The sequence below is a fragment of the Streptomyces djakartensis genome (genome assembly GCF_014651075.1).
Lineage (GTDB): Bacteria > Actinomycetota > Actinomycetes > Streptomycetales > Streptomycetaceae > Streptomyces > Streptomyces djakartensis.
In genome coordinates this window covers 348,745-373,207 of the sequence record NZ_BMWE01000006.1, presented here as the reverse complement: position 1 = coordinate 373,207, position 24,463 = coordinate 348,745, and the positions used below count along the sequence as shown (strand labels likewise).

19 protein-coding genes and 2 tRNA genes are annotated in these 24,463 nt (G+C 69.7%); 3 read left to right on the top strand and 18 right to left on the bottom strand.

Annotated elements, in window-relative coordinates; all coding sequences use genetic code 11:
* Nucleotides 1–50 precede the first annotated feature (50 nt).
* The 9 genes from rodA to IE212_RS13230 all read right to left on the bottom strand — a co-directional run bounded on the left by rodA (nt 51) and on the right by IE212_RS13230 (nt 11,795).
* Nucleotides 51–1,253, bottom strand: coding sequence for a rod shape-determining protein RodA (gene rodA, locus IE212_RS13270; RefSeq protein ID WP_190197994.1), 1,203 nt, complete (start codon nt 1,251–1,253; stop codon nt 51–53).
* Nucleotides 1,250–3,496, bottom strand: a complete 2,247-nt coding sequence (gene mrdA / locus IE212_RS13265) for a penicillin-binding protein 2 (RefSeq protein WP_190197993.1) — start codon at nt 3,494–3,496, stop codon at nt 1,250–1,252. The genes rodA and mrdA overlap by 4 nt, the downstream gene beginning before the upstream one ends.
* A gap of 64 nt (nt 3,497–3,560) precedes the next feature.
* Nucleotides 3,561–4,226 carry a rod shape-determining protein MreD gene (mreD, locus tag IE212_RS13260; protein ID WP_190197992.1) on the bottom strand — a complete coding sequence of 222 codons (666 nt, stop codon included), beginning with the start codon at nt 4,224–4,226 and terminating at the stop codon, nt 3,561–3,563.
* Nucleotides 4,227–4,239: 13 nt separating this feature from the next.
* Nucleotides 4,240–5,187, bottom strand: coding sequence for a rod shape-determining protein MreC (gene mreC, locus IE212_RS13255; protein WP_190197991.1), 948 nt, complete (start codon nt 5,185–5,187; stop codon nt 4,240–4,242).
* Between the two features lie 142 nt (nt 5,188–5,329).
* Nucleotides 5,330–6,349, bottom strand: coding sequence for a rod shape-determining protein (locus IE212_RS13250; protein WP_006133575.1), 1,020 nt, complete (start codon nt 6,347–6,349; stop codon nt 5,330–5,332).
* Nucleotides 6,350–6,614: 265 nt separating this feature from the next.
* Nucleotides 6,615–7,028, bottom strand: a complete 414-nt coding sequence (gene ndk, locus IE212_RS13245; RefSeq protein ID WP_190197990.1) for a nucleoside-diphosphate kinase — start codon at nt 7,026–7,028, stop codon at nt 6,615–6,617.
* 74 nt (nt 7,029–7,102) lie between these two features.
* The gene (locus IE212_RS13240; RefSeq protein ID WP_190197989.1) at nt 7,103–7,459 is read right to left on the bottom strand and encodes a DUF4233 domain-containing protein; all 357 of its coding nucleotides are present in this window, start codon (nt 7,457–7,459) and stop codon (nt 7,103–7,105) included.
* 6 nt (nt 7,460–7,465) lie between these two features.
* Nucleotides 7,466–8,989, bottom strand: coding sequence for a bifunctional tetrahydrofolate synthase/dihydrofolate synthase (gene folC, locus IE212_RS13235; RefSeq protein WP_190197988.1), 1,524 nt, complete (start codon nt 8,987–8,989; stop codon nt 7,466–7,468).
* A gap of 175 nt (nt 8,990–9,164) precedes the next feature.
* A complete protein-coding gene (locus tag IE212_RS13230) occupies nt 9,165–11,795 on the bottom strand; it encodes a valine--tRNA ligase (RefSeq protein ID WP_190197987.1) in 2,631 nt (876 codons plus the stop codon).
* Nucleotides 11,796–11,932: 137 nt separating this feature from the next.
* Between IE212_RS13230 and IE212_RS13225 the strand changes: the two genes are divergently transcribed.
* Nucleotides 11,933–12,949: a hypothetical protein gene (locus IE212_RS13225; RefSeq protein ID WP_190197986.1), complete on the top strand. Its 1,017-nt coding sequence runs from the start codon at nt 11,933–11,935 to the stop codon at nt 12,947–12,949.
* A gap of 57 nt (nt 12,950–13,006) precedes the next feature.
* On the opposite strand, the gene clpX is transcribed toward IE212_RS13225, so the two are convergent.
* The 5 genes from clpX to IE212_RS13200 form a co-directional block, all read right to left on the bottom strand.
* Entirely contained in the window at nt 13,007–14,293 is a 1,287-nt protein-coding gene (clpX, locus tag IE212_RS13220; RefSeq protein ID WP_190197985.1) for an ATP-dependent Clp protease ATP-binding subunit ClpX, read from the bottom strand.
* Nucleotides 14,294–14,474: 181 nt separating this feature from the next.
* Nucleotides 14,475–15,182 (bottom strand): ATP-dependent Clp protease proteolytic subunit, encoded by a 708-nt coding sequence (locus tag IE212_RS13215; RefSeq protein ID WP_308430198.1) that lies wholly within the window; start codon nt 15,180–15,182, stop codon nt 14,475–14,477.
* Between the two features lie 109 nt (nt 15,183–15,291).
* The gene (locus IE212_RS13210; RefSeq protein WP_052310444.1) at nt 15,292–15,897 is read right to left on the bottom strand and encodes an ATP-dependent Clp protease proteolytic subunit; all 606 of its coding nucleotides are present in this window, start codon (nt 15,895–15,897) and stop codon (nt 15,292–15,294) included.
* A gap of 333 nt (nt 15,898–16,230) precedes the next feature.
* Nucleotides 16,231–17,610 (bottom strand): trigger factor, encoded by a 1,380-nt coding sequence (gene tig, locus IE212_RS13205; RefSeq protein ID WP_190197984.1) that lies wholly within the window; start codon nt 17,608–17,610, stop codon nt 16,231–16,233.
* Between the two features lie 193 nt (nt 17,611–17,803).
* A tRNA-Pro gene (locus IE212_RS13200) sits at nt 17,804–17,880 on the bottom strand.
* A gap of 164 nt (nt 17,881–18,044) precedes the next feature.
* On the opposite strand from IE212_RS13200, the gene IE212_RS13195 reads away from it, so the two are divergent.
* Nucleotides 18,045–18,118 (top strand) — tRNA-Gly (locus IE212_RS13195).
* 140 nt (nt 18,119–18,258) lie between these two features.
* Here IE212_RS13195 and IE212_RS13190 read toward each other — a convergent pair.
* On the bottom strand, nt 18,259–20,577 hold the full coding sequence (locus IE212_RS13190) for a serine/threonine-protein kinase (protein WP_190197983.1): 2,319 nt from the start codon (nt 20,575–20,577) through the stop codon (nt 18,259–18,261).
* A 103-nt stretch (nt 20,578–20,680) separates the two neighbouring features.
* Nucleotides 20,681–20,875: a hypothetical protein gene (locus IE212_RS13185; RefSeq protein WP_003990237.1), complete on the bottom strand. Its 195-nt coding sequence runs from the start codon at nt 20,873–20,875 to the stop codon at nt 20,681–20,683.
* Nucleotides 20,876–21,509: 634 nt separating this feature from the next.
* On the opposite strand from IE212_RS13185, the gene IE212_RS13180 reads away from it, so the two are divergent.
* Nucleotides 21,510–22,694 (top strand): acyltransferase family protein, encoded by a 1,185-nt coding sequence (locus tag IE212_RS13180; RefSeq protein ID WP_190197982.1) that lies wholly within the window; start codon nt 21,510–21,512, stop codon nt 22,692–22,694.
* A gap of 15 nt (nt 22,695–22,709) precedes the next feature.
* Here IE212_RS13180 and IE212_RS13175 read toward each other — a convergent pair whose 3' ends face one another.
* The gene (locus tag IE212_RS13175; protein WP_190198012.1) at nt 22,710–23,147 is read right to left on the bottom strand and encodes an HD domain-containing protein; all 438 of its coding nucleotides are present in this window, start codon (nt 23,145–23,147) and stop codon (nt 22,710–22,712) included.
* Between the two features lie 77 nt (nt 23,148–23,224).
* The gene (locus tag IE212_RS13170; protein WP_190197981.1) at nt 23,225–24,400 is read right to left on the bottom strand and encodes a PP2C family protein-serine/threonine phosphatase; all 1,176 of its coding nucleotides are present in this window, start codon (nt 24,398–24,400) and stop codon (nt 23,225–23,227) included.
* Nucleotides 24,401–24,463 lie beyond the last annotated feature (63 nt).

The following is a 24,463-nucleotide window of genomic DNA, read 5'->3' as shown; positions in this document are numbered from 1 at the left end:
TCTAGTCGGCGTGCGGGCGGGGCGGCAGAGGGCGGCCCCGCCCGGTGTGTTCACGCCGACATCGGGCGTTGTACCCGGATCGACTGCAGCAGGCCGACCGCTATCCACACGGCGAACATCGACGATCCGCCGTACGACACGAAGGGCAGCGGCAGGCCGGTGACCGGCATGATGCCGAGGGTCATGCCGACGTTCTCGAACGTCTGGAAGGCGAACCAGGCGACGATGCCGGCGGCCACGACCGTGCCGTACAGGTCGGTGGTCTCGCGGGCGATGCGGCAGGCCCGCCACAGCACGACGCCGAGCAGCAGGATGATCAGGCCGCCGCCGAGGAAGCCCAGCTCCTCCCCCGCCACGGTGAAGACGAAGTCCGTCTGCTGTTCGGGCACGAACTGGCCGGTGGTCTGGGAGCCGTGGAAGAGGCCTGAGCCGGTCAGGCCGCCGGAGCCGATGGCGATGCGGGCCTGGTTGGTGTTGTAGCCGACGCCGGCCGGGTCGAGTTCGGGGTTGGCGAAGGCGGCGAAGCGGGCGATCTGGTAGTCGTCGAGCACCCCGAGCTGCCAGACGGTGATCGCGCCGGCCGCGCCCGCGCCGAGCAGGCCGAACACCCATCGGTTGGAGGCTCCGGAGGCGAGCAGTACGCCGAGCACGATGATGACCATGACCATGACGGACCCGAGGTCGGGCATGAGCATCACGATGGCCATGGGCACGGCGGCCAGACCCAGGGCCTGCATGACCGTGCGGTGGTCCGGGTACTGCCTGTCTCCCGCGTCGACGCGCGCCGACAGCAGCATCGCCATGCCCAGGATGATCGTGACCTTCACGAACTCCGAGGGCTGGAGGGAGAAGCCGCCGGGAAGCTTGATCCAGGAGTGCGCGCCGTTGATGGTGGAGCCGAGCGGGGTGAGCACCAGCAGGATGAGCAGGACCGAGAAGCCGTACAGGACCGGCACGGCCGTGCGCAGGCCGCGGTGGCCGAGCCAGATGGTGCCGGCCATCAGGGCGAGGCCGATGCCCGTGTTGAGCAGGTGCCGGACGAGGAAGTAGTACGGGTCGCCCTGGTTGAGCTCCGTGCGGTTGCGGGTGGCCGAGTAGACGAGGAGCGTGCCGAGCAGCGACAGGGCCGTCGCCGACAGCAGGATCGGCCAGTCGAGCCGCCGTGCCACGGAGTCGCGGGCGAGGAGCCGGGTCCAGCCGGAGCGCTCCGGGCCGTAGCCGGATACCTGGAAGCTGTTCACACCGCCGGTCATGTCGGCAACCTCCGGCTTCCCCGCCGGCGCCGGCGCCTTCGGGTGTCACGGTTCTCGGGCGACGGCGGGGCCGACGTCGCCGGCTGGAGCGGGTCGGCCGGGGCGTTCGGGTCCTTCTTCTTCGCCTGCTGGTCCTTGGCGGGGTCCTTGGCGATCTTCGGGGTGGCGATGGTGCCGTCCGTCTTGACCTTCGGCAGGGCCTTCTGCGGGGTGGGCAGCAGGGCCTTCTTCGAGTCGATCTCGCCGTCCTCGGAGACGCCGTACAGCGCGTTGTAGATGTTGCGGACGGCGGGGCCCGAGGCGCCGGAGCCCGTACCGCCCTGGGAGATCGTCATGACGATCGAGTAGTCCTTGGTGTACGTGGCGAACCAGGAGGTGGTCTGCTTGCCGTAGACCTCGGCCGTACCCGTCTTGGCGTGCATCGGGATCTTGTCCTGCGGCCAGCCGCCGAAGCGCCAGGCGGCCGTACCGCGGGTGGCGACTCCCGCGAGGGCTTCGTCTATCTCGTCGCGCGTCTTCCGGGTCATCGGCAGCTTGCCGTGCGCCCGGGGCTTGATCGGTGTGACGGTCTTGCCGTCGGCGCTGATGACGGCCTTGCCGACCGACGGGGTGTACATGGTGCCGCCGTTGGAGATGGCGCCGTAGATGGTGGCCATCTGGATGGGCGTCACGAGCGTGTCGCCCTGGCCGATGGAGTAGTTGACGGAGTCACCGGCGCGCATGCGGTTGCCTTCGAGGCAGTTCTCGTAGGCGATCCTCTCCGCGTAGCTGCCGTCGCGCTTGCCGGTGCGGCACCAGGCGTCCTTGTTGGCCTTCCAGTAGTTCAGCTTCCACTGGCGGTCGGGGACACGGCCGGTGACCTCGTTGGGCAGGTCGATGCCGGTCTCCTTGCCGAGGCCGAACTGGTGGGCCGTCCTGTAGAACCAGTCGTTGGCCTTCTTCTTGGGCTTGGTGCCGCCGTCGCGCTTCCACTCCTCGTGGGAGAGGCGGTAGAAGACGGTGTCGCAGGAGACCTCCAGGGCGCGGCCGAGGCTGATCGGGCCGTATCCCTTGGACTCGAAGTTCTTGAAGACCTGGCCGCCGATCGAGTACGAGCTGGAGCACTCGTAGGGGCCGTCGAAGGGGTAGCCCGCGTTGACCGCGGCGGCCGTCGGGATGACCTTGAAGATCGAGCCGGGTGCCGACTGGCCCTGGATCGCGCGGTTGAGCAGCGGGTAGTTGGAGCTCTTGCCGGTCAGCCGGGCGTAGTCCTTGGCGGAGATGCCGCCGACCCAGGCGTTCGGGTCGTAGTCCGGGTTGGACGCCATGGCGACGACCCGGCCGGTCTTGGCCTCCATCACCACGACGGCACCGGAGTCGGCCTTGTAGTTGGTGCCGGTGTTCCGGTCGTGCTGCTTGCGGGCTTCCTTCATGGCCTCGTTCAGCTGGTACTCGGCGATCCGCTGGACGCGGGCGTCGATGCTGGTGACGAGGTTGTCGCCGGGGTGGGTGGGGTCGGCCTCGGCCTGGCCGATGACGCGGCCGAGGTTGTCGACCTCGTAGCGGGTGACGCCGGCCTTGCCGCGCAGCTGCTTGTCGTACTGGCGCTCCAGGCCCGAGCGGCCGACCTGGTCGGAGCGCAGGAACGGCGAGTCGGTGTCCTGCGCCTCCTTGATCTCCTCGTCGGTGACCGGCGAGAGGTAGCCGAGGACCTGGGCGGCGTTGGCCTTGCCCGGGCTCGGGTAGCGGCGCACGGCCTGCGGCTCGGCGGTGATGCCGGGGAAGTCCTCGGCGCGCTCGCGGATCTGCAGGGCCTGCTTGGCGGTGGCCTCGTCGGTGATGGGGATGGGCTGGTAGGGCGAGCCGTTCCAGCAGGGCTGGGGGGTCTTGGCGTCGCACAGCCGGACCTTCAGCATGACCTCCTTGGGGGTCATGCCCAGCACTCGGGCGAGTTTGGTCAGGACTTCCTTGCCGTCGTCCTTCATCTTCAGCAGGTCGGTGCGGGAGGCGGAGACGACCAGCCGGGTCTCGTTGTCGGCGAGGGCCACGCCGCGTGCGTCCAGGATGGAGCCGCGGACGGCCGGCTGGACGACCTGCTGGACGTGGTTCCCGGAGGCTTCCTTGGCGTATGCCGCGCCCTCACGGATCTGCAGGTACCACAGGCGCCCGCCCAGGGTGAGCAGGAGGGAGAGGACGAGGACCTGGATGACGACGAGACGGATCTGGACCCGCGTGTTGCGGCCGGTCTCGGGAATGTTGGTCACTGCGGCCGCCTCCTCCTCTCCGTGTGTGGACGCCTGTGTGATGACCGGATGGACTGCCCCGCGCTCACAGCCGCTTGACCCCCTTGATGCGCCCGGCGCGGGCCATCCTCGCCCGGGCCGCCCGCAGCCCGTTGCGCTGGCTGCCGATCCTCAGGCCGGTGCCGCCGGAGAGCCAGCCGGAGGAGATGTCGGTGGCCTTGGCGGCGGAGTTGGTCTCGGCGAGCGGGTCGTTCTCGGCGCGCCGGGCCAGCGCCATCACCCCCGGCACGACGAACGGCGCGAGCAGCAGGTCGTACAGGGCGGCCGTGAACAGCAGGCCGCCCAGGCCCACATGGCGGGCGGCGGTGTCACCGACGAGGGCGCCGACCCCGGCGTACAGCAGGGTGGAGCCGAGGGCCGCGGCGACGACCACGACCATGGGGCCGGTCGCGGACTTCAGCCGGCCCGTCTCGGGTTTCGCCAGGCCCGCGAGGTAGCCGATGACGCACAGCACGAGGGCGTACCGCCCGGCCGCGTGGTCGGCGGGCGGCGCCAGGTCGGCGAGCAGGCCCGCGCCGAAGCCGATGAGGGCGCCGCCGACGTGCCCGTAGACCAGGGCGAAACCGAGGACGGTGAGCAGCATCAGGTCGGGCACGGCGCCCGGCAGGTGCAGGCGGGCGAGGACGCTGACCTGGATCACCAGGGAGACGACGACCAGGGCGGAGGAGAGCAGGATCCGGTTGACGCGCATGAGGTGACAGCTCCTACTGCTCTTGCTGGTTCTGGCCGTCCGCGGGTGCCCCGGCGGACGGGGTCACGGTCACCGTCACCGTCGGCCGGGGGGTGGGCTTCGGCTTGGGCGGGAGCACCGTGTCGCGCGGGTCCTTCTTCGGGGCCTCGACGACGACACCGACGATGTCGAGCTTGGTGAAGCCGGCGTACGGGGTGACGTACAGCGTGCGGGTCAGGCCGCCGCCGGAGGGGTCGACGCGGGAGACCACGCCGACGGGCACCCCGGGCACGAACGGCCGGTCGGCCTGCGAGCCGAAGGTGACCAGACGGTCGCCCTTCTTGACCTCCGCCTTGCCGTTGAGGAGTTCCACGCGCAGCGGGCGGTCGCCCTGCCCCGAGGCGAAGCCGAGCTCGTCGCTGTCCTCCATCCGGGTGCCGACCGTGAAGTCGGGGTCGCTGGCGAGCAGGACCGTGGCGGTGTTCGGCCCGACGGTGGTGACCCGGCCGACGAGCCCGTCCCCGTTCAGGACGGTCATGTCGCGCTTGATGCCGTCGTTCGCGCCGACGTCGATGGTGATGGTCCAGGAGAAGCCCTGCGCGGCCCCTATGGCGATGACCTCCGCGCCCTTGATGCCGTACTGGCCCTGGCCGGCGACCTTGAGCATCTTGTCGAGCTGTCTGAGGCGGCTGCGGCTGCGGTCGTCACTGCCGAGCCGGGTCTTCAGGGCGGCGTTCTCCTTTTCCAGCACGGCGAGCCGGTCGTGCCGCTCTCCGGAGTCCCGGATGGCGGAGACCGCGTTGCCGACCGGGTCGACCGCGGCCGAGACTCCGCTCTCGATCGGGCCGAAAACCGTCGCCGCGGCCTGCCGGGCACCGTCGACCGGTGAGTCCTCCCCACCGCGGATGTCCACCGTGATCAACGCGAACGCGATGGCGATCAGCAGCACCAGGAGCAGCCGGCTCTCTCGTGTGTCCCTCACGTGCGGCGGCCGTGCCCTTCCTCATAGGAATTCGGGAAGCCCCAGGGAACCCAAGGGGCTGCATTTGTGGGAGTTATGTCTCTATATCAAGATCCGCCGTACGAGGGGAGATCGTCCCGTACGGCGGAATCGAAGAGTTACGTCATCTGCGCGGCTGGGCGTCGAGCACCTGCTGGAGTGCCTCGAACTCCTCGACGCACTTTCCGGAGCCGAGCGCCACGCTGTCCAGGGGGTCCTCGGCGATGTGGATCGGCATGCCGGTCTCCCGGCGCAGCCGCTCGTCCAGGCCCCGCAGGAGCGCTCCGCCGCCCGTCAGCACGATGCCCCGGTCCATGATGTCGCCGGACAGCTCCGGCGGACACTTGTCGAGGGTCGTCTTGACGGCGTCGACGATCGCGTTGACCGGCTCCTCGATCGCCTTGCGGACTTCGGCCGCCGAGATGACGACGGTCTTCGGCAGCCCGGACACGAGGTCCCGGCCGCGGATTTCGGTGTGCTCGTCGGTGTCGAGGTCGTACGCCGATCCGATCGTGATCTTGATCTGTTCGGCCGTGCGCTCACCCAGCAGGAGGGAGTACTCCTTCTTGATGTGCTGGATGATCGCGTTGTCCAGTTCGTCGCCCGCGACGCGGATGGACTGGGCGGTGACGATGCCGCCGAGGGAGATGACCGCGACCTCCGTCGTGCCGCCGCCGATGTCGACCACCATGTTGCCCGTGGCCTCGTGGACCGGCAGGCCGGAGCCGATGGCCGCGGCCATGGGCTCCTCGATGATGTGCACCTGGCGGGCGCCGGCCTGGGACGACGCCTCGATGACGGCGCGGCGCTCGACGCCGGTGATGCCCGAGGGCACACAGACGACGACCCGCGGCCGAGCCAGATACCGCCGCTTGTGGATCTTCAGGATGAAGTAGCGGAGCATCCGCTCGGTGATCTCGAAGTCGGCGATCACGCCGTCCTTCAGCGGACGGACGGCAACGATGTTGCCGGGCGTGCGCCCGATCATCTTCTTCGCTTCGGCGCCGACCGCGAGGATGCCACCGGTGTTGGTGTTGATCGCGACGACGGACGGCTCGTTGAGTACGATCCCGCGACCCCTGACGTACACCAGCGTGTTGGCGGTCCCGAGGTCGACAGCCATGTCACGGCCGATGAACGACATTGAGTTCCCCATCAGGATTCGTCTGGCCTTCCCACTAGCTTTTGAGGGCTTTTCAGGTAGGCAAAGGTGGGTGCTGTGACGTGAAGGCTTCCATCGTAGACGCGCCTTCGCGAACACTGCGGGAGGGTCTCCGCCAATGTCAGCAGATGCTGTGCGGGTTCGCTTGTGGAGACGGGCGTTCGGGGGCGTTCGTTCCCTCGATCGGCACGCATATGCCAGAAAAGTCTGGGAGCGGCGCCCCCAGACTTCGCTTGTCCTTCGCGTCTCAGGCGCGGCCCGGGAAGAAGATCTTCACTTCTCGCTCGGCGGACTCCTCCGAGTCCGAGGCGTGGATCAGGTTCTCCCGGACGATCACGCCGTAGTCGCCGCGGATGGAGCCGGGGGCCGCGGCGATCGGGTCGGTCGGGCCGGCGAGCGCGCGCAGCCCCTCGATGACCCGCTCACCCTCGACGATCATCGCCACGACCGGACCGGAGGCCATGAACTCCACCAGCGGCTCGTAGAAGGGCTTGCCCTTGTGCTCGCCGTAGTGCTGCTCCAGCGTGTCCTGGTCCAGGGTGCGCAGCTCCAGCGCGGTGATCTTCCAGCCCGCCTTGCGCTCGATGCGGCTGATGATCTCGCCGGTCAGGCCACGACGGACGGCGTCGGGCTTGAGGAGGACGAGGGTGCGCTGGGTCACGACGGGGCTCCTTATGCGTCAAGGCTGTGCGGTTGTGCGGTGAGACGAGGTTACCCGGCGTGTCGGGGCGGCCGTCACGCAGCGTCAGGTGTGGAGGATTCGGCCTGAGCGGCGAATCTCGCCTTGGCCTCGTCGACCTTCCGTCCGTAGTGCACGGACGCCCACCACAAAGCCGCGAAGACCACCCCGAGGAAGAACATCATCGGCACGACGAAGCCCGACGCGACGAGCCCGATCTGCAGCGCCCAGCCGAGCGCGACCCCGCCCGGCCGCGTCACCAGGCCGCACAGCACCAGGCACAGGAACATCGCGACACCGCTGACCGTCCACACGGTCGTCATGGACAGGCCGGGGTCCTTCATGGCGACCAGACCGGCGAAGCCGATGATGAAGAACTCGCCGATCAGGGTCGAGGAACAGAGCGTACGCACGGGATCTCAGCCCCTCCCCAGGAGCAGTCGGGCCTCGCCGACGGTGATGACGGAACCGGTCACGAGCACACCGCCGCCCGAGAACTCGCCCTCCTCCTCGGCCAGCGTGATCGCGGCCTCCAGCGCGTCGGGCAGCCGCGGCTCGACCTGGACCCGCTCCTCGCCGAACACCTCGACGGCGATACCGGCCAGCTCGTCGGCGTCCATCGCGCGGTGGCTGGAGTTCTGCGTGACCACGACCTCGGCGAACACCGGCTCGAAGGCCTCCAGCAGCTCCCGTACGTTCTTGTCGCCGCTCGTGCCGACCACGCCGATGAGCCGGCTGAACTGGAAGGCCTCCCCGATCGCCTCGGCGGCGGCCCGGGCACCCGCCGGGTTGTGGGCGGCGTCGAGCACGACGGTCGGAGACCGCCGCACGACCTCCAGCCGCCCGGGCGAGGCGACGGCCGCGAACGCCTTGCGGACGGCGTCCAGGTCCAGCGGCTCGGCCCGCTGCGCGCCGACGCCGAAGAAGGCCTCCACCGCGGCGAGCGCGACGGCAGCGTTGTGCGCCTGGTGCGCGCCGTGCAGCGGCAGGTACACCTCCGGGTACTCGCCGCCGAGGCCGCGCAGCGTGAGCAGCTGACCGCCGACGGCCACCTGCCGGTCCACGACCCCGAACTCCAGCCCCTCCCGGGCCACGGTCGCGTCCACCTCGACGGCCTTCTTCAGCAGCACCTGCGCCGCCTCGACCGGCTGCTGCGCCAGGATGACGGTGGCGCCCTGCTTGACGATGCCGGCCTTCTCGGTGGCGATCTCGGCGTGCGTGGTGCCGAGCCGGTCGGTGTGGTCGAGGTCTATCGGCGTGACGACGGCGACGTCACCGTCGATCACGTTCGTGGCGTCCCAGGAGCCGCCCATGCCGACCTCCACGACGACGACGTCCGCGGGGGCGTCGGCGAACGCCGCGTACGCCATGCCGGTGAGCACCTCGAAGAAGGACAGCCGGTACTCCTGCGACGCGTCGACCATCTCCACGTACGGCTTGATGTCCTGGTACGTCTCGATGAACCGCTCGGCGGAGATGGGGGCGCCGTCCAGGCTGATGCGCTCGGTGATCGACTGCACGTGCGGCGAGGTGTACCGGCCGGTGCGCAGCTCGAAGGCGCCGAGCAGGGCCTCGATCATGCGGGCGGTGGAGGTCTTGCCGTTGGTGCCCGTGATGTGGATCGACGGGTAGGACCGCTGCGGCTCTCCCAGGAGGTCCATCAGGGCGGCGATGCGGCTGACGGAGGGCTCCAGCTTGGTCTCGCCCCAGCGCGTGGCGAGCTCCGCCTCGACCTCGCGCAAGGCCTTGTCGACCTCGGGGTCGGAGGGGCGGGCCGGGATGTCGGCGTCGGGCGGGCCGCCCTGGGTGCGCAGGGTTCGGCTGCCGGCTTCGATGACCGCGAGGTCGGGGTCGCGGGTGGTTTCCTCCGCGATGATCTCGTCGAAGGAGTCGAGGGGGTCGGGCTGGTCGTCGGCGTTGTGGTCTGGAGGGAGCTCGCTCACGGGGCCAGTCTACGGAGCGGGGGTGACATTGGCGGGGGGTGGTTTGTGTCGTCGTGTGTGTGCGGGTTCGTCGTGGCTTGTCGCGCAGTTCCCCGCGCCCCTGAGTACGTGTGCCTGAGCCACGTCAGAGGCCCCCGGGCCTGACAGCTCCGGGGGCCTCACACCGTACGAACCCTCAGCCCTGCGGCAGCCTCTCCAGCTGGGCCTGGATGCGGGTGATGTCCTCCTCCGCCTTGGCGAGACGAGTGCGGATCTTGTCGACGACGTGGTCGGGGGCCTTCGCCAGGAACGCCTCGTTGCCGAGCTTCGCGTTCGCCTGGGCCTTCTCCTTCTCGGCCGCGGCGAGGTCCTTCGCCAGGCGCTTTCGCTCCGCCGCCACGTCGATCGTGCCGGAGAGGTCGAGGGCGACCTCGGCACCGGCGACCGGGAGCGTCGCCGTCGCCGTGAAGGTGTCGCCCTCCGGCTGGAGGCGCAGCAGCTGGCGGATGGCGGCCTCGTGGGTCGCGAAGGGCGTGCCGTCCAGGGTGAGCCGGGCGGGGACCCGCTGGCCGGGCTGGAGGCCCTGGTCGGCGCGGAAGCGGCGGACCTCGGTGATGACCGACTGCAGGCTCTCGATCTCACGCTCGGCGTCGGCGTCCCGGAAGCCGCTGTCGCTCGGCCAGTCGGCGATGACGACCGACTCGCCGCCGGTGAGCGTGGTCCAGAGCGTCTCGGTGACGAAGGGGACCACCGGGTGCAGCAGCTTCAGCGTGACGTCGAGCACCTCGCCGAGGACGCGCTTGGAGACCTCGGCCGCCTCGCCGCCCGCCTGGAACGTCGTCTTGGACAGCTCGACGTACCAGTCGAAGACCTCGTCCCACGCGAAGTGGAACAGCGAGTCCGACAGCTTCGCGAACTGGAAGTCGTCGTAGTAAGCGTCGACTTCGGCCACGACCGAGTTCAGGCGGGAGAGGATCCAGCGGTCGGTCGAGGACAGCTTCGACGCCTCCGGCAGCGGGCCGTCCACCGTCGCGCCGTTCATCAGCGCGAAGCGGGTCGCGTTCCAGATCTTGTTGGCGAAGTTGCGCGATCCCTGGACCCAGTCCTCGCCGATCGGGACGTCGACGCCCGGGTTGGCGCCGCGGGCGAGGGTGAAGCGCAGGGCGTCGCTGCCGTACTTGTCCATCCAGTCCAGCGGGTTGACCGCGTTGCCGAAGGACTTCGACATCTTCTTGCCGAACTGGTCGCGGACCATGCCGTGCAGGGCGATGGTGTGGAACGGCGGGGTGCCGTCCATCGCGTACAGGCCGAACATCATCATCCGGGCGACCCAGAAGAAGAGGATGTCGTAGCCGGTGACCAGGACCGAGTTCGGGTAGAACTTCGCCAGCGACTCGGTCTGTTCGGGCCAGCCGAGCGTGGAGAACGGCCACAGACCGGAGGAGAACCAGGTGTCGAGGACGTCGGTGTCCTGACGCCAGCCCTCGGCCTCGGTGCCGGGCGGCTGCTCGTCGGGGCCGACGCAGACGACCTCGCCGTTCGGCCCGTACCAGACCGGGATGCGGTGCCCCCACCACAACTGCCGCGAGATGCACCAGTCGTGGAGGTTGTCGACCCAGTCGAAGTAGCGCTTCTCCATCTCCTGCGGGTGGATCTTGACCTTGCCGTCGCGGACGGCGTCACCGGCCGCCTTGGCGAGCGGGCCGACCTTGACCCACCACTGCATGGACAGGCGCGGTTCAATGGTGGTCTTGCAGCGCGAGCAGTGGCCGACGCTGTGGACGTACGGGCGCTTCTCGGCGACGATCCGGCCCTCGGCACGCAGCGCGGCGACGATCGCCGAGCGGGCCTCCAGCCGGTCCAGGCCCTGGAAGGGGCCGTGGGCGGTGATGACCGCGTGCTCGTCCATGATCGTCAGGGCCGGGAGGTCGTGGCGCTGGCCGATCTCGAAGTCGTTCGGGTCGTGCGCCGGCGTCACCTTGACGGCGCCGGTGCCGAACTCGGGGTCGACGTGCTCGTCCGCGACGACCGGGATGGAGCGGTCGGTCAGCGGCAGCTTGACCAGCTTGCCGACCAGGTGCTTGTACCGCTCGTCCTCGGGGTGGACGGCGACGGCCGTGTCACCGAGCATCGTCTCGGCACGCGTGGTGGCGACGACGATGGTGTCGTCACCGTCGCCGTACTTCATGGAGACGAGCTCGCCGTCGTCGTCCTGGTACTCGACCTCGATGTCCGAGATCGCGGTCAGGCACCGGGGGCACCAGTTGATGATGCGCTCGGCGCGGTAGATCAGCTCGTCGTCGTAGAGGCGCTTGAAGATGGTCTGGACGGCCTGCGAGAGGCCCTCGTCCATGGTGAAGCGCTCGCGCGACCAGGCGACGCCGTCGCCGAGGCGGCGCATCTGGCCGCTGATCTGCCCGCCGGACTCGCCCTTCCACTGCCAGACCCGGTCGACGAATGCCTCACGGCCCAGGTCGTGCCGGGACTTGCCCTCCTTGGCGAGTTCCCGCTCGACGACGTTCTGGGTGGCGATGCCGGCGTGGTCCATGCCGGGCTGCCACAGCGTCTCGAAGCCCTGCATCCGCTTGCGGCGGGTCAGGGCGTCGATGAGGGTGTGCTCGAAGGCGTGCCCCAGGTGGAGCGAGCCCGTGACGTTCGGCGGCGGGATGACGATGGTGTACGGCGGCTTGTCGCTCTTCTCGTCCGCCTCGAAGTAACCCCGCTCTACCCAGCGCTCGTACAGCGGCCCCTCTACGTCGGCCGGCGCGTACTGGGTCGGCAGGTCGGTGCTGGGCGCTGGTGGCTGCTGCTGAGCGTTCTCGGTCACGGGGGTCAGTTTAGAGGCGTCACGTCGCTGTCCCGAAACGCCTTTGCTTTGTAACGGCCGGGGCCCCGATGCCATGGACACGACGGGGCTGCGCCAGGATGTCGGAACACACAGACATCTGGAGGGGAAGCCAGAACATGAGTCACAACCAGCCGGGCCCGTACGGCGGGCAGCCTCAGCAGCCCGGACCGTACGGCCAGCCGGGACCGTACGGCCAGCCGCCGCAGGCCCCCCAGCCCGGCTACGGCTACCCCCAGCAGGCCCCTGCTCCGCAGCCGGGTTACGGCTATCCGCAGCAGGCCGCCGCACCCCAGCCGGGCTACGGCCACCCTCAGCAGGCCCCGCAGGGCGCCCCGCCCCAGCCGGGCCCCTACGGCCAGCAGCCCCCGTACGGCCAGCAGCCCCCGTACGGCCAGCAGCCGCAGCCGCCCTACGGCCAGGCGGCCTACGGCGCGCCCCAGCCCCCCGCTCCGGGCAGCGGCAAGAAGAAGACCGGCATCATCATCGGCGCGGTCGCGGTGGTCGCCGCCATCGGTGTCGGGGCGTACTTCGTGATCGGCGCAGGCGGTGGCGGCCTGGAGGACGACGGGCCGCACAAGCTGAAGACGCCGGCGACGGTGCTGAGCGAGTACAAGCGCACCACCAAGGACGGAGCGACCGCCGGCAGCGACTCGACGTCGGAGCTGGAGAAGAGCGGCGTCAAGGACGCCAAGTCCGTGGCGGGCCTCTACAACACGGTCGACCTGAGCGACTACGACCCCGACGACCCGTCGTCCGCGGCGAAGCTGGGGACGGCCAAGACCCTCTCGGTGGCCGGCGCCTACGGCGAGATCTCGGACCCGGAGGCGACGCTGGACCTGTTCTTCGCCAACTTCGCGAAGGCCGCCGAGAAGGAGGCCACCACCGGGTCCGGCAGGCCCGAACTGGTGGGCGAGTCCGAGGCGGCCGACCTCGACGGCGCGGTCATGAAGTGCCAGTCGGTCAAGGGTCAGGACCGGCTGACCAAGAAGGAGAAGACCAACTGGTTCTGCGCCTGGGCCGACTACAGCACCATCGCCATCGTGTCGCCGGGTGACGCGGCGAAGGGCGTCACCAAGGACGTCGCGATCGACCTCACCACCAAGGTCCGCGAGGAAATCCGCGTCGCGGCCTGACCCCGGTCACGACGAAGGCGCCCAGCAGTGCTGGGCGCCTTCGTGTACGAGGGGTGGCTACGCCGTCTTCTGCTCGCCCGGCCCGCGTCCGCGCGCGTCGCGCGGGATCAGCGTCGGGTTGACGTTCGACTCGACGACGTCCGCCGTGATGACGACCCGGGCCACGTCCTTGCGGGACGGGACCTCGTACATCACGCCCTGGAGGACCTCCTCCATGATGGCGCGCAGGCCACGCGCGCCAGTCTGGCGGAGGATGGCCTGGTCGGCGATGGCTTCGAGGGCCTCGCGCTCGAAGTCCAGCTCCACACCGTCGAGTTCGAAGAGGCGCTGGTACTGCTTCACCAGCGCGTTGCGGGGCTCGACGAGGATCTGGAGCAGCGCCTCGCGGTCCAGGTTGTGGACCGAGGTGAGCACGGGCAGGCGGCCGATGAACTCGGGGATCATGCCGAACTTGACCAGGTCCTCCGGCATGACCTCCTGGAACTGGTCCTTGGACTCCATCTCGCGCTTGGAGCGGATCTGCGCGCCGAAGCCGATGCCCTTGGCGCCGGCCCGGGCCTCGATGATCTTCTCGAGACCGGCGAAGGCACCGCCCACGATGAACAGCACGTTCGTCGTGTCGATCTGGATGAACTCCTGGTGGGGGTGCTTGCGGCCGCCCTGCGGCGGGACCGAGGCCGTGGTGCCCTCCAGGATCTTCAGCAGGGCCTGCTGGACGCCCTCACCCGAGACGTCACGCGTGATCGAGGGGTTCTCGCTCTTCCTCGCGACCTTGTCGATCTCGTCGATGTAGATGATCCCGGTCTCGGCCTTCTTCACGTCGTAGTCGGCCGCCTGGATCAGCTTGAGGAGGATGTTCTCGACGTCCTCACCGACGTACCCCGCCTCGGTCAGCGCCGTGGCGTCGGCGATCGCGAAGGGGACGTTCAGCATGCGCGCGAGGGTCTGCGCGAGGAGGGTCTTGCCGGAGCCCGTGGGGCCGAGGAGCAGGATGTTGGACTTCGCCAACTCGATGGCGTCGTCACGGCCGTTCGCCCCGCCGTTCTCGCCGGCCTGGACTCGCTTGTAGTGGTTGTACACCGCCACGGAGAGAGCCTTCTTGGCGGCCTCCTGGCCGACCACGTAGCCCTCGAGGAACTCGTAGATCTCACGGGGCTTCGGGAGTTCCTCCCAGCGGACCTCACTGGTCTCCGCGAGCTCTTCCTCGATGATCTCGTTGCAGAGATCGATGCACTCGTCGCAGATGTAGACACCGGGCCCTGCGATGAGCTTCTTGACCTGCTTCTGGCTCTTGCCGCAGAACGAGCACTTGAGCAGATCGCCGCCGTCACCGATGCGTGCCACGGTGTGCTTCCCCTTCGCCTGGGAGACTCCTGGACGCCGACGTCCAGCGGACTCCTGGTGCTGCCTTATGTCCGACGGTACCTTGCCGGGCCCCCCGTTCGGGCCCCCCTTGGCGCGGTTCGCTTTGACGTGAACCGGGCCAAACCGTGCCAAGGGGCGGCAGACGATACAGACTCTCGCCCTAGCGAAGGCTCGAGTTGTCCATCTTCCGGGTGGTGATGATCTGGTCGATCAGGCCGTAGCTCAGCGCGTCCTCGGCCGTGAGGATCTTGTCGCGCTCGATGTCGTCGCGGATCTTCTCGACCGGCGTGGTGGAGTGCTTGGCCAGCATCTCCTCCAGCTGCGAGCGCATCCGGAGGATCTCGTTGGCGGCGATCTCCAGGTCGGACACCTGGCCGCGGCCGGTCTCGCTGTACGGCTGGTGGATCAGCACGCGCGCGTTCGGCAGGGCCATGCGCTTGCCCGGCGTGCCGGCGGCCAGCAGGACGGCGGCGGCGGAGGCGGCCTGGCCCATGCAGACCGTCTGGATGTCCGGCTTCACGTACTGCATCGTGTCGTAGATCGCGGTGAGCGCCGTGAAGGAGCCGCCGGGGCTGTTGATGTAGACCGAGATGTCACGGTCCGGGTCCATCGACTCCAGGCACAGCAGCTGCGCCATGACGTCGTTGGCGGAGGCGTCGTCGATCTGCACGCCGAGGAAGATCACGCGCTCCTCGAAGAGCTTCGCGTACGGGTCGTACTCGCGGATGCCCTGCGAGGTGCGCTCGACGAAACGCGGGATGACGTAGCGGGACTCGGCCTGCGGTCCGGTGTAGCGGCCCTGCGAGGCGGTCATGTCCTGCACGGTGCTCATACGGTCGTAGAGGCCGCTGCCGGGGAACTGGTTCACGGTTTCTCCTGAAAGGGGCTGAGGCGGTCGGCTGGGGCTGCTGGGGCGTCCCTGGGCCCTGCACTGGGCCAGGAGGGGTCCTACGGGGCTCTGAGAGCCTCGCAGGGCCTCAGGCCCCGGTGCCGCCGCCGCCCGGCATACCGGCGGCCGTGGGAATCACGTCGTCGATGAGGCCGTACTCCTTGGCCTCGAAGGCGTCGAACCAGCGGTCGCGGTCCGAGTCGCGGGTGATCTGCTCGACCGTCTGGCCGGTGTGCTGGGACGTGAGCTCGGCCATGCGCTTCTTGGTGTGCAGCAGCCGCTCGGCGTGGATCTTGATGTCCGAGGCCGAGCCCGCCAGGCCCGCGGAGGGCTGGTGGATCAGGATCTCGGCGTTCGGCAGGGCGAAGCGCTTGCCGGGGGTGCCCGCGCTGAGCAGGAATTGGCCCATCGAGGCCGCGAGGCCCATGGCGATGGTCACCACGTCGTTCTTGATGTACTGCATCGTGTCGTAGATCGCCATGCCGGCCGTGATCGAACCGCCCGGGCTGTTGATGTACATGTAAATGTCCTTGTCCGGGTCGGCGGCAAGGAGCAGCAGCTGTGCGGTGATCTTGTTCGCGATGTCGTCGTCGACCGGCTGGCCGAGGAAGATGATCCGCTCGTTGAGCAGCCGGTTGTAAACATGGTCGCCGAGGCCTCCGCCGATGGAAGGCTCGCCGGCGGCGGAGGGCATCAGATTCGTCACGTATCCACCTGCTCGTCTTACGACGGCGCCGGGCCGTCTCACGTTTCCCTGCGGGGCTGGAGCCGTTCGGGGACTCCACTGCCCTCGTATTCATGGACCCTAACGCGCGGGTCCCTTCGGGGAATCCCGGAGATGGGAGTGTTCGCCGGGGGCGTAGCGCTGCGCGGCTCCGGCGGGGTGGTTCCGCCCATGGGCGGCTGCGGGTGCGTCGTGGTTGCTCGCGCAGCTCCCCGCGCCCCTTGGGGACGCTGCCCGCCGGCAGATGAGGAAGGCCCTGGGGCGTGCCCCAGGGCCTTCTCACGAACTCACCGCGACCGGGACTCAGCCCTCGGTCTTCTCCTCGGCGGAGGCCTCCGTGGCCTCGGCCTCGGCGGACTCGGTCTCGTCCTCTTCGTCGTCGAGGTCGATGATCTCGCCGTTGGTGTCCTTGACCGTGGCCTTCTCGACCACGACGGCCAGGGCCTTGCCGCGGGCGACCTCGCCGACCAGGAGCGGAACCTGGCCGCCCTCGACGACCGCCTGGGCGAACTGGTCGGGGGACATGCCGGAGGAAGCGGCGCGGCGCATGAGGTGCTCGGTGAGCTCCTCCTGGTTCACGTTGAGCTTCTCCTGCTTGACGAGCTCGTCGAGCACGAACTGGGTCTTGATGCCCTTGACCGCGGCCTCACGGGTCTCGGTCTCGAACTCCTCCTCGCTCTTGCCCTGGATCTCCAGGTACTTCGCGAGGTCGAGGCCCATCTGGCCGAGCTGGTGGTGCTCGAGGTTGTGCTTGCGGGTGTTGACCTCGTCCTCGAGCAGCTTCTCGGGAACGGGGACCTCGACCAGCTCGAGCAGCTTCTCCAGGACGCGCTCCTGGGCCTGCGTGGCCTGGTCGTACTGCTTCATGTTCTCCAGGCGCTTGCGGCTGTCGGCGCGCAGCTCCTCGATGGTGTCGAACTCGGAGGCGAGCTGCGCGAACTCGTCGTCCAGCTCGGGCAGTTCACGCTTGGCGACCTGGCTGACCTTGACGGTGACCTCGGCCTCCTTGCCGGCCGCCGAGCCGCCCTTCAGCTCGGAGGTGAAGGTGGCCTCGCCACCGGCCTCCAGGCCCTTCACGGCGTCGTCGATGCCGTCCAGCAGCTCACCGGAGCCGATGGTGTAGGAGACGCCGTTCGCGACGCCGTCCTCGAGGACCTCGCCGTCGACCTTGGCCTCCAGGTCGATCGTCACGACGTCGCCGTCCTCGGCGGCGCGCTCGACCGGGGTGGTGGAGGCGAAGCGCTCGCGCAGCTCCTCCACGGCCTTGTCGACGTCCTCGTCGGTGACCTCGACCGCGTCGACCTCGACCTCGATGCCGGAGAAGTCCGGGATCTCGATGGCCGGGCGGATGTCGACCTCGGCGGTGAAGTTCAGCGTCTCGCCGTCCTTCAGCTCCGTGATGTCGACCTCGGGCTGGCCCAGCGGGTTCAGCTCGGCCTCGTTGACCGCGTCGGTGTAGAACTTCGGAAGCGCGTCGTTGACGGCCTCCTCCAGCACCGCACCGCGGCCGAACCGCTGGTCGATGACCCGGGCCGGGACCTTGCCCTTGCGGAAGCCCTTCACCGTGACCTGCTGGTTGATCTTCTTGTACGCCGCGTCGAGGCTGTCCTTGAGCTCCTCGAAGGGCACCTCGACAGTGAGCCGAACCCGGGTCGGGTTCAGGGTCTCCACGGCGCTCTTCACGGTTCGGTCTCCTTGTGGCTGACTTCTTGGGTTCTGCCGGGGCCAGAGCGGCCCGGCGGATGCTGCCGCCCGGAGGACTTCAGACACTGAGACACACGGGCGTGCAGCTTGCATAGTAACGGCAGCGACTACACCGCCCAAAAGGCGATCACATGAGTGACCCGAGGGTGATCACGCGAGGTGATCCGGTGGCTGGTCGGGGTGGCGGGATTTGAACCCACGGCCTTCCGCTCCCAAAGCGGACGCGCTACCAAGCTGCGCCACACCCCGTCTGGTGCGACACGTAGGGTACATGCCCACGAGCGGCACGGCTGCCGCATTTCGCCCGCGCCACCGCCGCGTCGGCCGAGGCGGGAAGGCGGTGTGCGGCGAAGGGGCCCGACCCGCTACGATGCCTTCTGTGCCGAGGTCACCCGACCTGCGGCGCGTGCTGTGCGGGCGTAGCTCAATGGTAGAGCCCTAGTCTTCCAAACTAGCTACGCGGGTTCGATTCCCGTCGCCCGCTCCATACGGCTCAGGGCCAGGTCAGAGGATCATTCCTCCGCCTGGCCCCGAGTGTTTCCGGGTGCGACCACGCGTTGACCACTACCGCCCCTGGTCACGAGGGTTCGATCCCCGTCGTCCGCTCCTGCCCGAGGTACTTCGGGGTCAGAGGTCGCGCACGTCGACCGAGTAGACCGAGCGGACGCCGTAGGGGACGTAGAGGGCGTCGCCGACGAGGACGGGCGGGGCTCCGGACGTGGCCAGCATGCTGTCGGCACGGCCGCCGTCGTCGCGGCCGGGCCGGGTGGCCTCGACCTTCCCGGTCCTCGCGTTCACAGCGGCCAGGCGGCCACTGGGGGACGCGAAGTACACGTGGTCGGCGGAGGCGGCCGGCGGCCCCTGCTGCTCCACGCTGGAGTTGGTTTCCCACAGCGTCCGGCCGGTGCGCGGTGAGACCGCGCGTACGGCGCCGCTGCTGCGCGTGAAGTAGAGGGTGCCGCGGACCAGGTAGGCCGACGCCGTTTCGGGCCGGGGCTGCGCGAGCCGTCGCACGGTGAGCACGTGGGAGGAGACGTCGATGAGGGTCAGCCCGCGGTCCGCGGTGAAGGCGTCCGCGAGCACCAGGCGTCCGTCGTGCTGGCCGAGCACCTCCAGGGTGCCCTTGGCCTCGACGGTCCACCGGGCCTTTCCGGTGGCCGGATCGATCCGGGAGACGGTGGTGCGGGAGGCTTTGCGGTCGTCCGGCCAGGTCGCGCAGACGAGGTAGGCGCGGCCGGCCGCGGAGCGCAGCATGCAGTCGCCCTCGGTGTCCGGTTTCGGTCGCCGCCAGCGGACCTCACCGTTCCCGGCGTCCAGCAGGGCGTACTCGTCGCCCTGGGCCCCGAAGAAGGTGACGACGCCCTCGGGTACGGCTGTGGCCGCGCCCTGGGAGCTGTCGGGGACGGTCGCCGACACGCCGTCGCCGGTCCTGGTCCGCCAGAGCACCTTGCCGGTGCCGGCGGCCAGCGCCTCCACCGAGTATCTGGTCGGGATGCCGCCGTCCGGGTCCTCCCGCTCGTCGGCCTCGTAGGCGTAGACGCGGCCCTCGACGGTGCCGATGATCGCGCCCTGGTCGCCGGAGGTGCCGTTGGGGGTGGGGTCGACGGGCCGCGACCAGGTGTTGCGTCCGTCGGCGAGACCGAAGCGGGTGGCCATGAGGTCGGCGCCGGCACACACCAGGGAGTCGCCGAGGGCGGCACAGCTCTTGAGGGAGGCGTCGGTTCCGCCCAGCACGCGCTCACTGCCCGGCGGTGCCTTCGCGGAGGTGGCCCAGGGCTTCCAGCCGTCGGGGAGGTCGCCGCGGGCGGGGGTGGCCGCGGGGGCGGGCTCGTCGGGGGTGAGGACGACGGTGGTGGTGACGACCGCGGCGAGCACGGCGGCCACGGCGGCCGAGACGAGCAGCGGTCCGCGGCGGCCGCGCGGGCGCTCGGTCTCGGGCCCCGGCGTTCCGGCCGGAGCAGGTGCCGGTTCGTTCCGCTCGGTGGGGGGCTTGCCGGGCCGGTGGAGCGCTGCGGCCTGCTCGGTGCGCGCCGCCTCGGGCCACGTCGTCACGGTGGGCTCCGTCGGCCGTGCGCCCGGCGTCCGTCGCGGAAAGCGCGGCGAGTCGTTACCGGACACGGGGCGCTTGCCGGGAAGGCCGCCTTCGCGCAGCAGGGTGAACAGTTCGTCCGCGGCCGGGCGGGACTTCTGCTCCTTCTCCAGACAGAGGCGCACCAAGGGGAGCAGTTCGTCCGGTACGCCGGAGACTTCCGGCTCGCCCTCGACGACCCGCAGGGCGGTTTCGTAGGGGCTCGGGCTGTCGAACGGCCCGCGGCGGGTCGCCGCGTAGGTGAGGACCGAGCCGAGGGAGAAGATGTCGGCGGCCGGGCCGACGTCCTGGGGGGAGGCGAACTGTTCCGGCGACATGAAGGGTGGCGTGCCCATCACGCGGCCGGTCTGGGTGAGGGCGTCGGAGGCGGCGAACTCGGCGGCGCGGGAGATGCCGAAGTCGATGACGCGGGGGCCGTCGTCGGCGAGCATCACGTTGGCCGGTTTCAGGTCGCGGTGGACGACTCCGGCATGGTGGATGTCCCGCAGCGCCTCGGCGAGGCCGGCGGCGAGTTCGCGCAGGCGGGGCAGCGGGAGCGGGCCGTGTTCGCGGACGTGGGTGCCGAGGTCGGAGCCGGGGATGTAGAGCGTCGCCATCCAGGGGCGCGGCGCGTCGGCGTCCGCGTCGACGACCGGGGCCGTGAAGGCGCCGCTGACCCGGCGAGCGGCGGCCACCTCGCGGCGGAACCGGGCGCGGAACTCGTCGTCGTCGGCGTACTGGCCGTGCACGACCTTGATCGCGAGGCGGCGGCCGGAGGCCGAACGGGCCAGGTAGACCACGCCCATGCCGCCGGAGCCGAGGCGGTCCTCGATGTGGTACCCGCCCACCTCCGCCGGATCGGACTCACGCAGCGCCATCCCCGTACGTTCCCCCCGTCACGCACCGTCCTGTGGTCGGGGCGAGCGTAGCCGCCCGTGTCCGGGCCTTGGAGGGCGGGGCTCTGGGGGGGCGACGCTCCGGTCAGAAGCTGATGGAGTTGATGGTCTCCGCTATCGAGTTGAGGAACCGCTGGATGTCGTCGGCCATGCCCGTCGAGGCGAGGAAGAAGCCGAAGAGGACCGCCACGATCGCGGGGCCGGCCTTGATGGATCCGCCTCTCAGCAACACCACGAGGATGATCGCCAACAGCAGCACCACGGACAGTGAAATGGCCACAACTGATCACACACCCTCGGTCGGTCCGCTCTCCCGGCCTGGGGACGCGCCCGCGCACCCCCGCCAGAACCATCGTGCCACCAACCCGGCCCCGCTATGCGGCCGGTGACGCATCGACCACCTCACTTCACCCGGGACGGCCTGCGTCGCATCCGGACGGGGAGCGGGCGGCGGTGCGCCAACTACACGGCCTCGTACGGTAATTCGATAGGCCACCCGCACGGGAATTCCCCCCGATCGTTTCCGTGCCCACACAACCTGTTCGCAGCTAATCCGAATTGCCGCCACAGGCGCCTCCACGCCCTTGCGAGCAGGCCTCCCATCGGGCGGAGGCAGACATTCCGCCGGAGTCGCCCCCCGACCCTATGCACCATTTATTCAGGAAGTATGCCGACAAACAGGACCTTTGCCGTCGGCACCACCGCCACCGGGTGATGTGTTGGCCATCACGCCTACGGTGACGTCAACTTCCCGTTATCCGGGGTACCCACAGCAAATAGCCAGGATTCACGTCCGGCGTTTTACGAATAGCCGCAGGGAACGCTAGGGTGCCTCGAATGTTCCACGCTGCCTCGTCCCCCGCACGCGCAGCGAGGTCCCGGATCGTCTCCCCGAGCTCCTGGTGGGAGGGTCTGTGACGAACTCGCTGCGACCGAACGGCGACCGCAGGACGCCACTTCCCCCGGCCCGGACGCCGGCCGACGGAGTGCCGAGCCCGCGCCCGCCGCACAGCCCGCAGAAGAAACAGAACGGCAAGCAGCGCGACGCGTTCTTCGACAACGCCAAGTACCTGGCGATCGCGCTGGTGGCCATGGGCCACGCCTGGGAGCCGCTCAAGGGCGACAGCCGCGTACTCGAGGCCGCGTACCAGGTCGTCTACGCCTTCCACATGCCGGCGTTCATCATCATCTCCGGCTACTTCTCACGCAGTTTCGACATGCGGCCCGACCGGCTGAAGCGCCTGATCACGGGCGTCGCCGTGCCGTACATCATCTTCGAGACGGCCTACCCGCTCTTCAAGCGCTGGATCGACGACGACCCGGGGCAGGACGTCAGCCTCCTCGACCCCTGGTACCTGACCTGGTTCCTGGTCGCGCTGTTCGTCTGGCGGATGACCACCCCCATCTGGAAGATGGCGCGCTGGCCGCTGCCGCTCGCGCTCGGCACCGCCATGCTGGCGTCCATGAGCCCGGAGATCGGGGACGACCTGGACCTCCAGCGCGTCCTGCAGTTCCTTCCGTTCTTCGTGCTGGGCCTGTCGATGAAGCCCGAGCACTTCCACATGGTGCGCCGCCGGTCGGTGCGGATCGCCTCGGTGCCCGTGTTCGCGGCCGCACTGGCCTTCAGCTGGTGGGCGGCGCCGCGTATGAACACCGCGTGGTTCTACCACCGGGACGCCGCCCAGGATCTCGGCGCACCCTGGTGGACCGGCCCGGTCATGGTGCTCGCGATGTTCGGCTGCTCACTGGTGCTGACCGCCTGCTTCTTCGCCTGGGTGCCGCGCCGCCACATGTGGTTCACCGCGCTCGGCGCCGGCACGCTCTACGGCTACCTGCTGCACGGCTTCCTCGTGAAGGCCGGTGACTACCAGGGCTGGTTCGAGGCGGCCTGGCTGCACCAGCCGGCCGGTGAGATCCTCGTGACCCTCCTCGCGGCCGCCGTCGTGACGGTGCTGTGCACCAAGCCGGTCCAGCGGGTCTTCCGGTTCGCGATGGAACCGAAGATGGAGTGGGCCTTCAAACGGGACGCGGCCGAGGTGGCCCGCGAACGCCAGAGCGCCGAGCGGCGCGAACGCGAGCGCGAGAAGGTCAACGCCTGAGCCTCGCGACGGAACTCAGCTGACGAGACCGAGAAGTGCGCGCATCCGCGCGTACTTCTCGGTCAGTCGTTTGCGGGTCGCCTCGTCCAGGACCGCGAGGCGTGCCGGGTCGGCGTTGTGCGCCAGGTCCGCCTCCTTGACCAGCAACGCGCCGGGCGTGGCGAGGATCCGCGCGGCGTACGCCTCGGGCGGCTCCCCCGCCCGCTTGGTGACCGCCAGGACGATGTCCTTGGTACGGCTGCTCAGCGCCGCCTCGCGCAGCCACTGCGCGGAGAGCGCCTGGTCCTCGACGGCGTCGTGCAGCCAGGCCGCCGCGATCTGCTCCTCGTCACCGCCCCTGGCCCGTACGCCCTCCGCGACGGCCCGCAGATGGCCGGCGTACGGCCGTCCCGCCTTGTCGGTCTGGCCGGCGTGCGCGGCGCGGGCGGTGGCCTCGACCTCGGCCAGGGTCATCGGGTGAAGGGGTGTCTCGGTCACCCCTTCAGTGTCGCGCTCGGCGGCGCCGCGTGCGGCCCCGGCCGGACCGCGCCTCAGCGGAAGGCGGCCGTCGGACCCTCTCGGCAGATCAGCAGCAGGGCCCGGTCGTCGTTGACGTCCTTGGCCACGGCCTCGATGAGGTGCCAGGCGGCGCCCTGGAAGCCGCCGGCCACATATCGGTCGGCCTCGCCGGTGAGGCGGTCGATGCCCTCGACGATGTCGCGGTCCGCGGTCTCCACCAGGCCGTCCGTGAACAGCATCAGGACGTCGCCCGGGCGGAGTGAGCCCTTCACGGGGTCGAACTGGGCGCCGTCGTACACCCCGAGGAGCGGACCCTCGGCCGCCTTCTCCTCCCAGCGGCCGCTGCCCGCGCTGAGCTGGAGGCCCGGCGGATGACCCGCGGAGTACAGCTCGTAGTCGCCCGAGTCCAGGTCGAGGACCAGGTGGATGGAGGTCGCGAAGCCCTCGTCCCAGTCCTGGCGCAGCAGATAGCCGTTCGCGGCGGGCAGGAAGGCGTGCGGTGGGAGGGAGCCGAGCAGACCGCCGAACGCGCCGGACAGCAGAAGGGCGCGGGAGCCCGCGTCCATGCCCTTGCCGGAGACGTCGGTCAGGACGACCTCGAGCGTACGGCCGCCGTTGGTGCGCGCCGCCACCACGAAGTCACCCGAGAAGGACTGGCCGCCCGCCGGGCGCAGCGCCATCTCCCGGTGCCAGCCGTCGGGCAGGTCGGGCAACTTGCTCTGCACCCGGATGCGTTCACGCAGGTCGAAGAGCATGGTGCCGCCGCGCCGCCAGGGCACGCCGACCCGGCTGCGGAACTGGGCCAGCAGCAGACCGAAGAAGCCGCAGGCCGCGACCACGAGCACCACACCGGGGGTGACCCTGGACGGCCCCTCCGTGTACGGGCCCAGCCGCACCGACTCCACGATCAGCGCCGTGGCCGCGGCCGCGTACAGACCGAGCAGGCTCGCCGGGCGCAGCAGCAGACCGCCCACGACGACCGGCAGGACGAGCGCGGCCGGTGAGAACCACACCGAGTTGCCCAGCGTCGCCGCCGCTATCAGGGGGACGGTCAGGAGCAGGCCGGCCAGGGCGATCCAGTCCGAGCCGTTGCCGCGGAAGTAGTCCACGGCTGCTCGGCGCACACCGACGCGGGCCCGGTGCCACTGCTTCTTCAACCGGGCCGTGAACGTGCCGGCTTCCGCGCGCCGCTCTCGTCCTGATGCCATTAGTTCGGGACCCTATCCATCGGACCAGCCGCTTGGCACGGGAGGTCCCACTTGTCCCCCGTC

Excerpts from the sequence above, each read along its gene's own strand:
- IE212_RS13210 (WP_052310444.1), bottom strand. The coding sequence starts at position 15,897 with ATGCCCTCCGCCGCCGGCGAGCCTTCCATCGGCGGAGGCCTCGGCGAC.
- mreD (WP_190197992.1), bottom strand. The coding sequence starts at position 4,226 with ATGCGCGTCAACCGGATCCTGCTCTCCTCCGCCCTGGTCGTCGTCTCC.
- rodA (WP_190197994.1), bottom strand. The coding sequence starts at position 1,253 with ATGACCGGCGGTGTGAACAGCTTCCAGGTATCCGGCTACGGCCCGGAG.
- IE212_RS13175 (WP_190198012.1), bottom strand. The coding sequence starts at position 23,147 with ATGACCCTGGCCGAGGTCGAGGCCACCGCCCGCGCCGCGCACGCCGGC.
- IE212_RS13225 (WP_190197986.1), top strand. The coding sequence starts at position 11,933 with ATGAGTCACAACCAGCCGGGCCCGTACGGCGGGCAGCCTCAGCAGCCC.
- IE212_RS13190 (WP_190197983.1), bottom strand. The coding sequence starts at position 20,577 with ATGGCGCTGCGTGAGTCCGATCCGGCGGAGGTGGGCGGGTACCACATC.
- IE212_RS13250 (WP_006133575.1), bottom strand. The coding sequence starts at position 6,349 with ATGTCGTTCATCGGCCGTGACATGGCTGTCGACCTCGGGACCGCCAAC.
- IE212_RS13170 (WP_190197981.1), bottom strand. The coding sequence starts at position 24,400 with ATGGCATCAGGACGAGAGCGGCGCGCGGAAGCCGGCACGTTCACGGCC.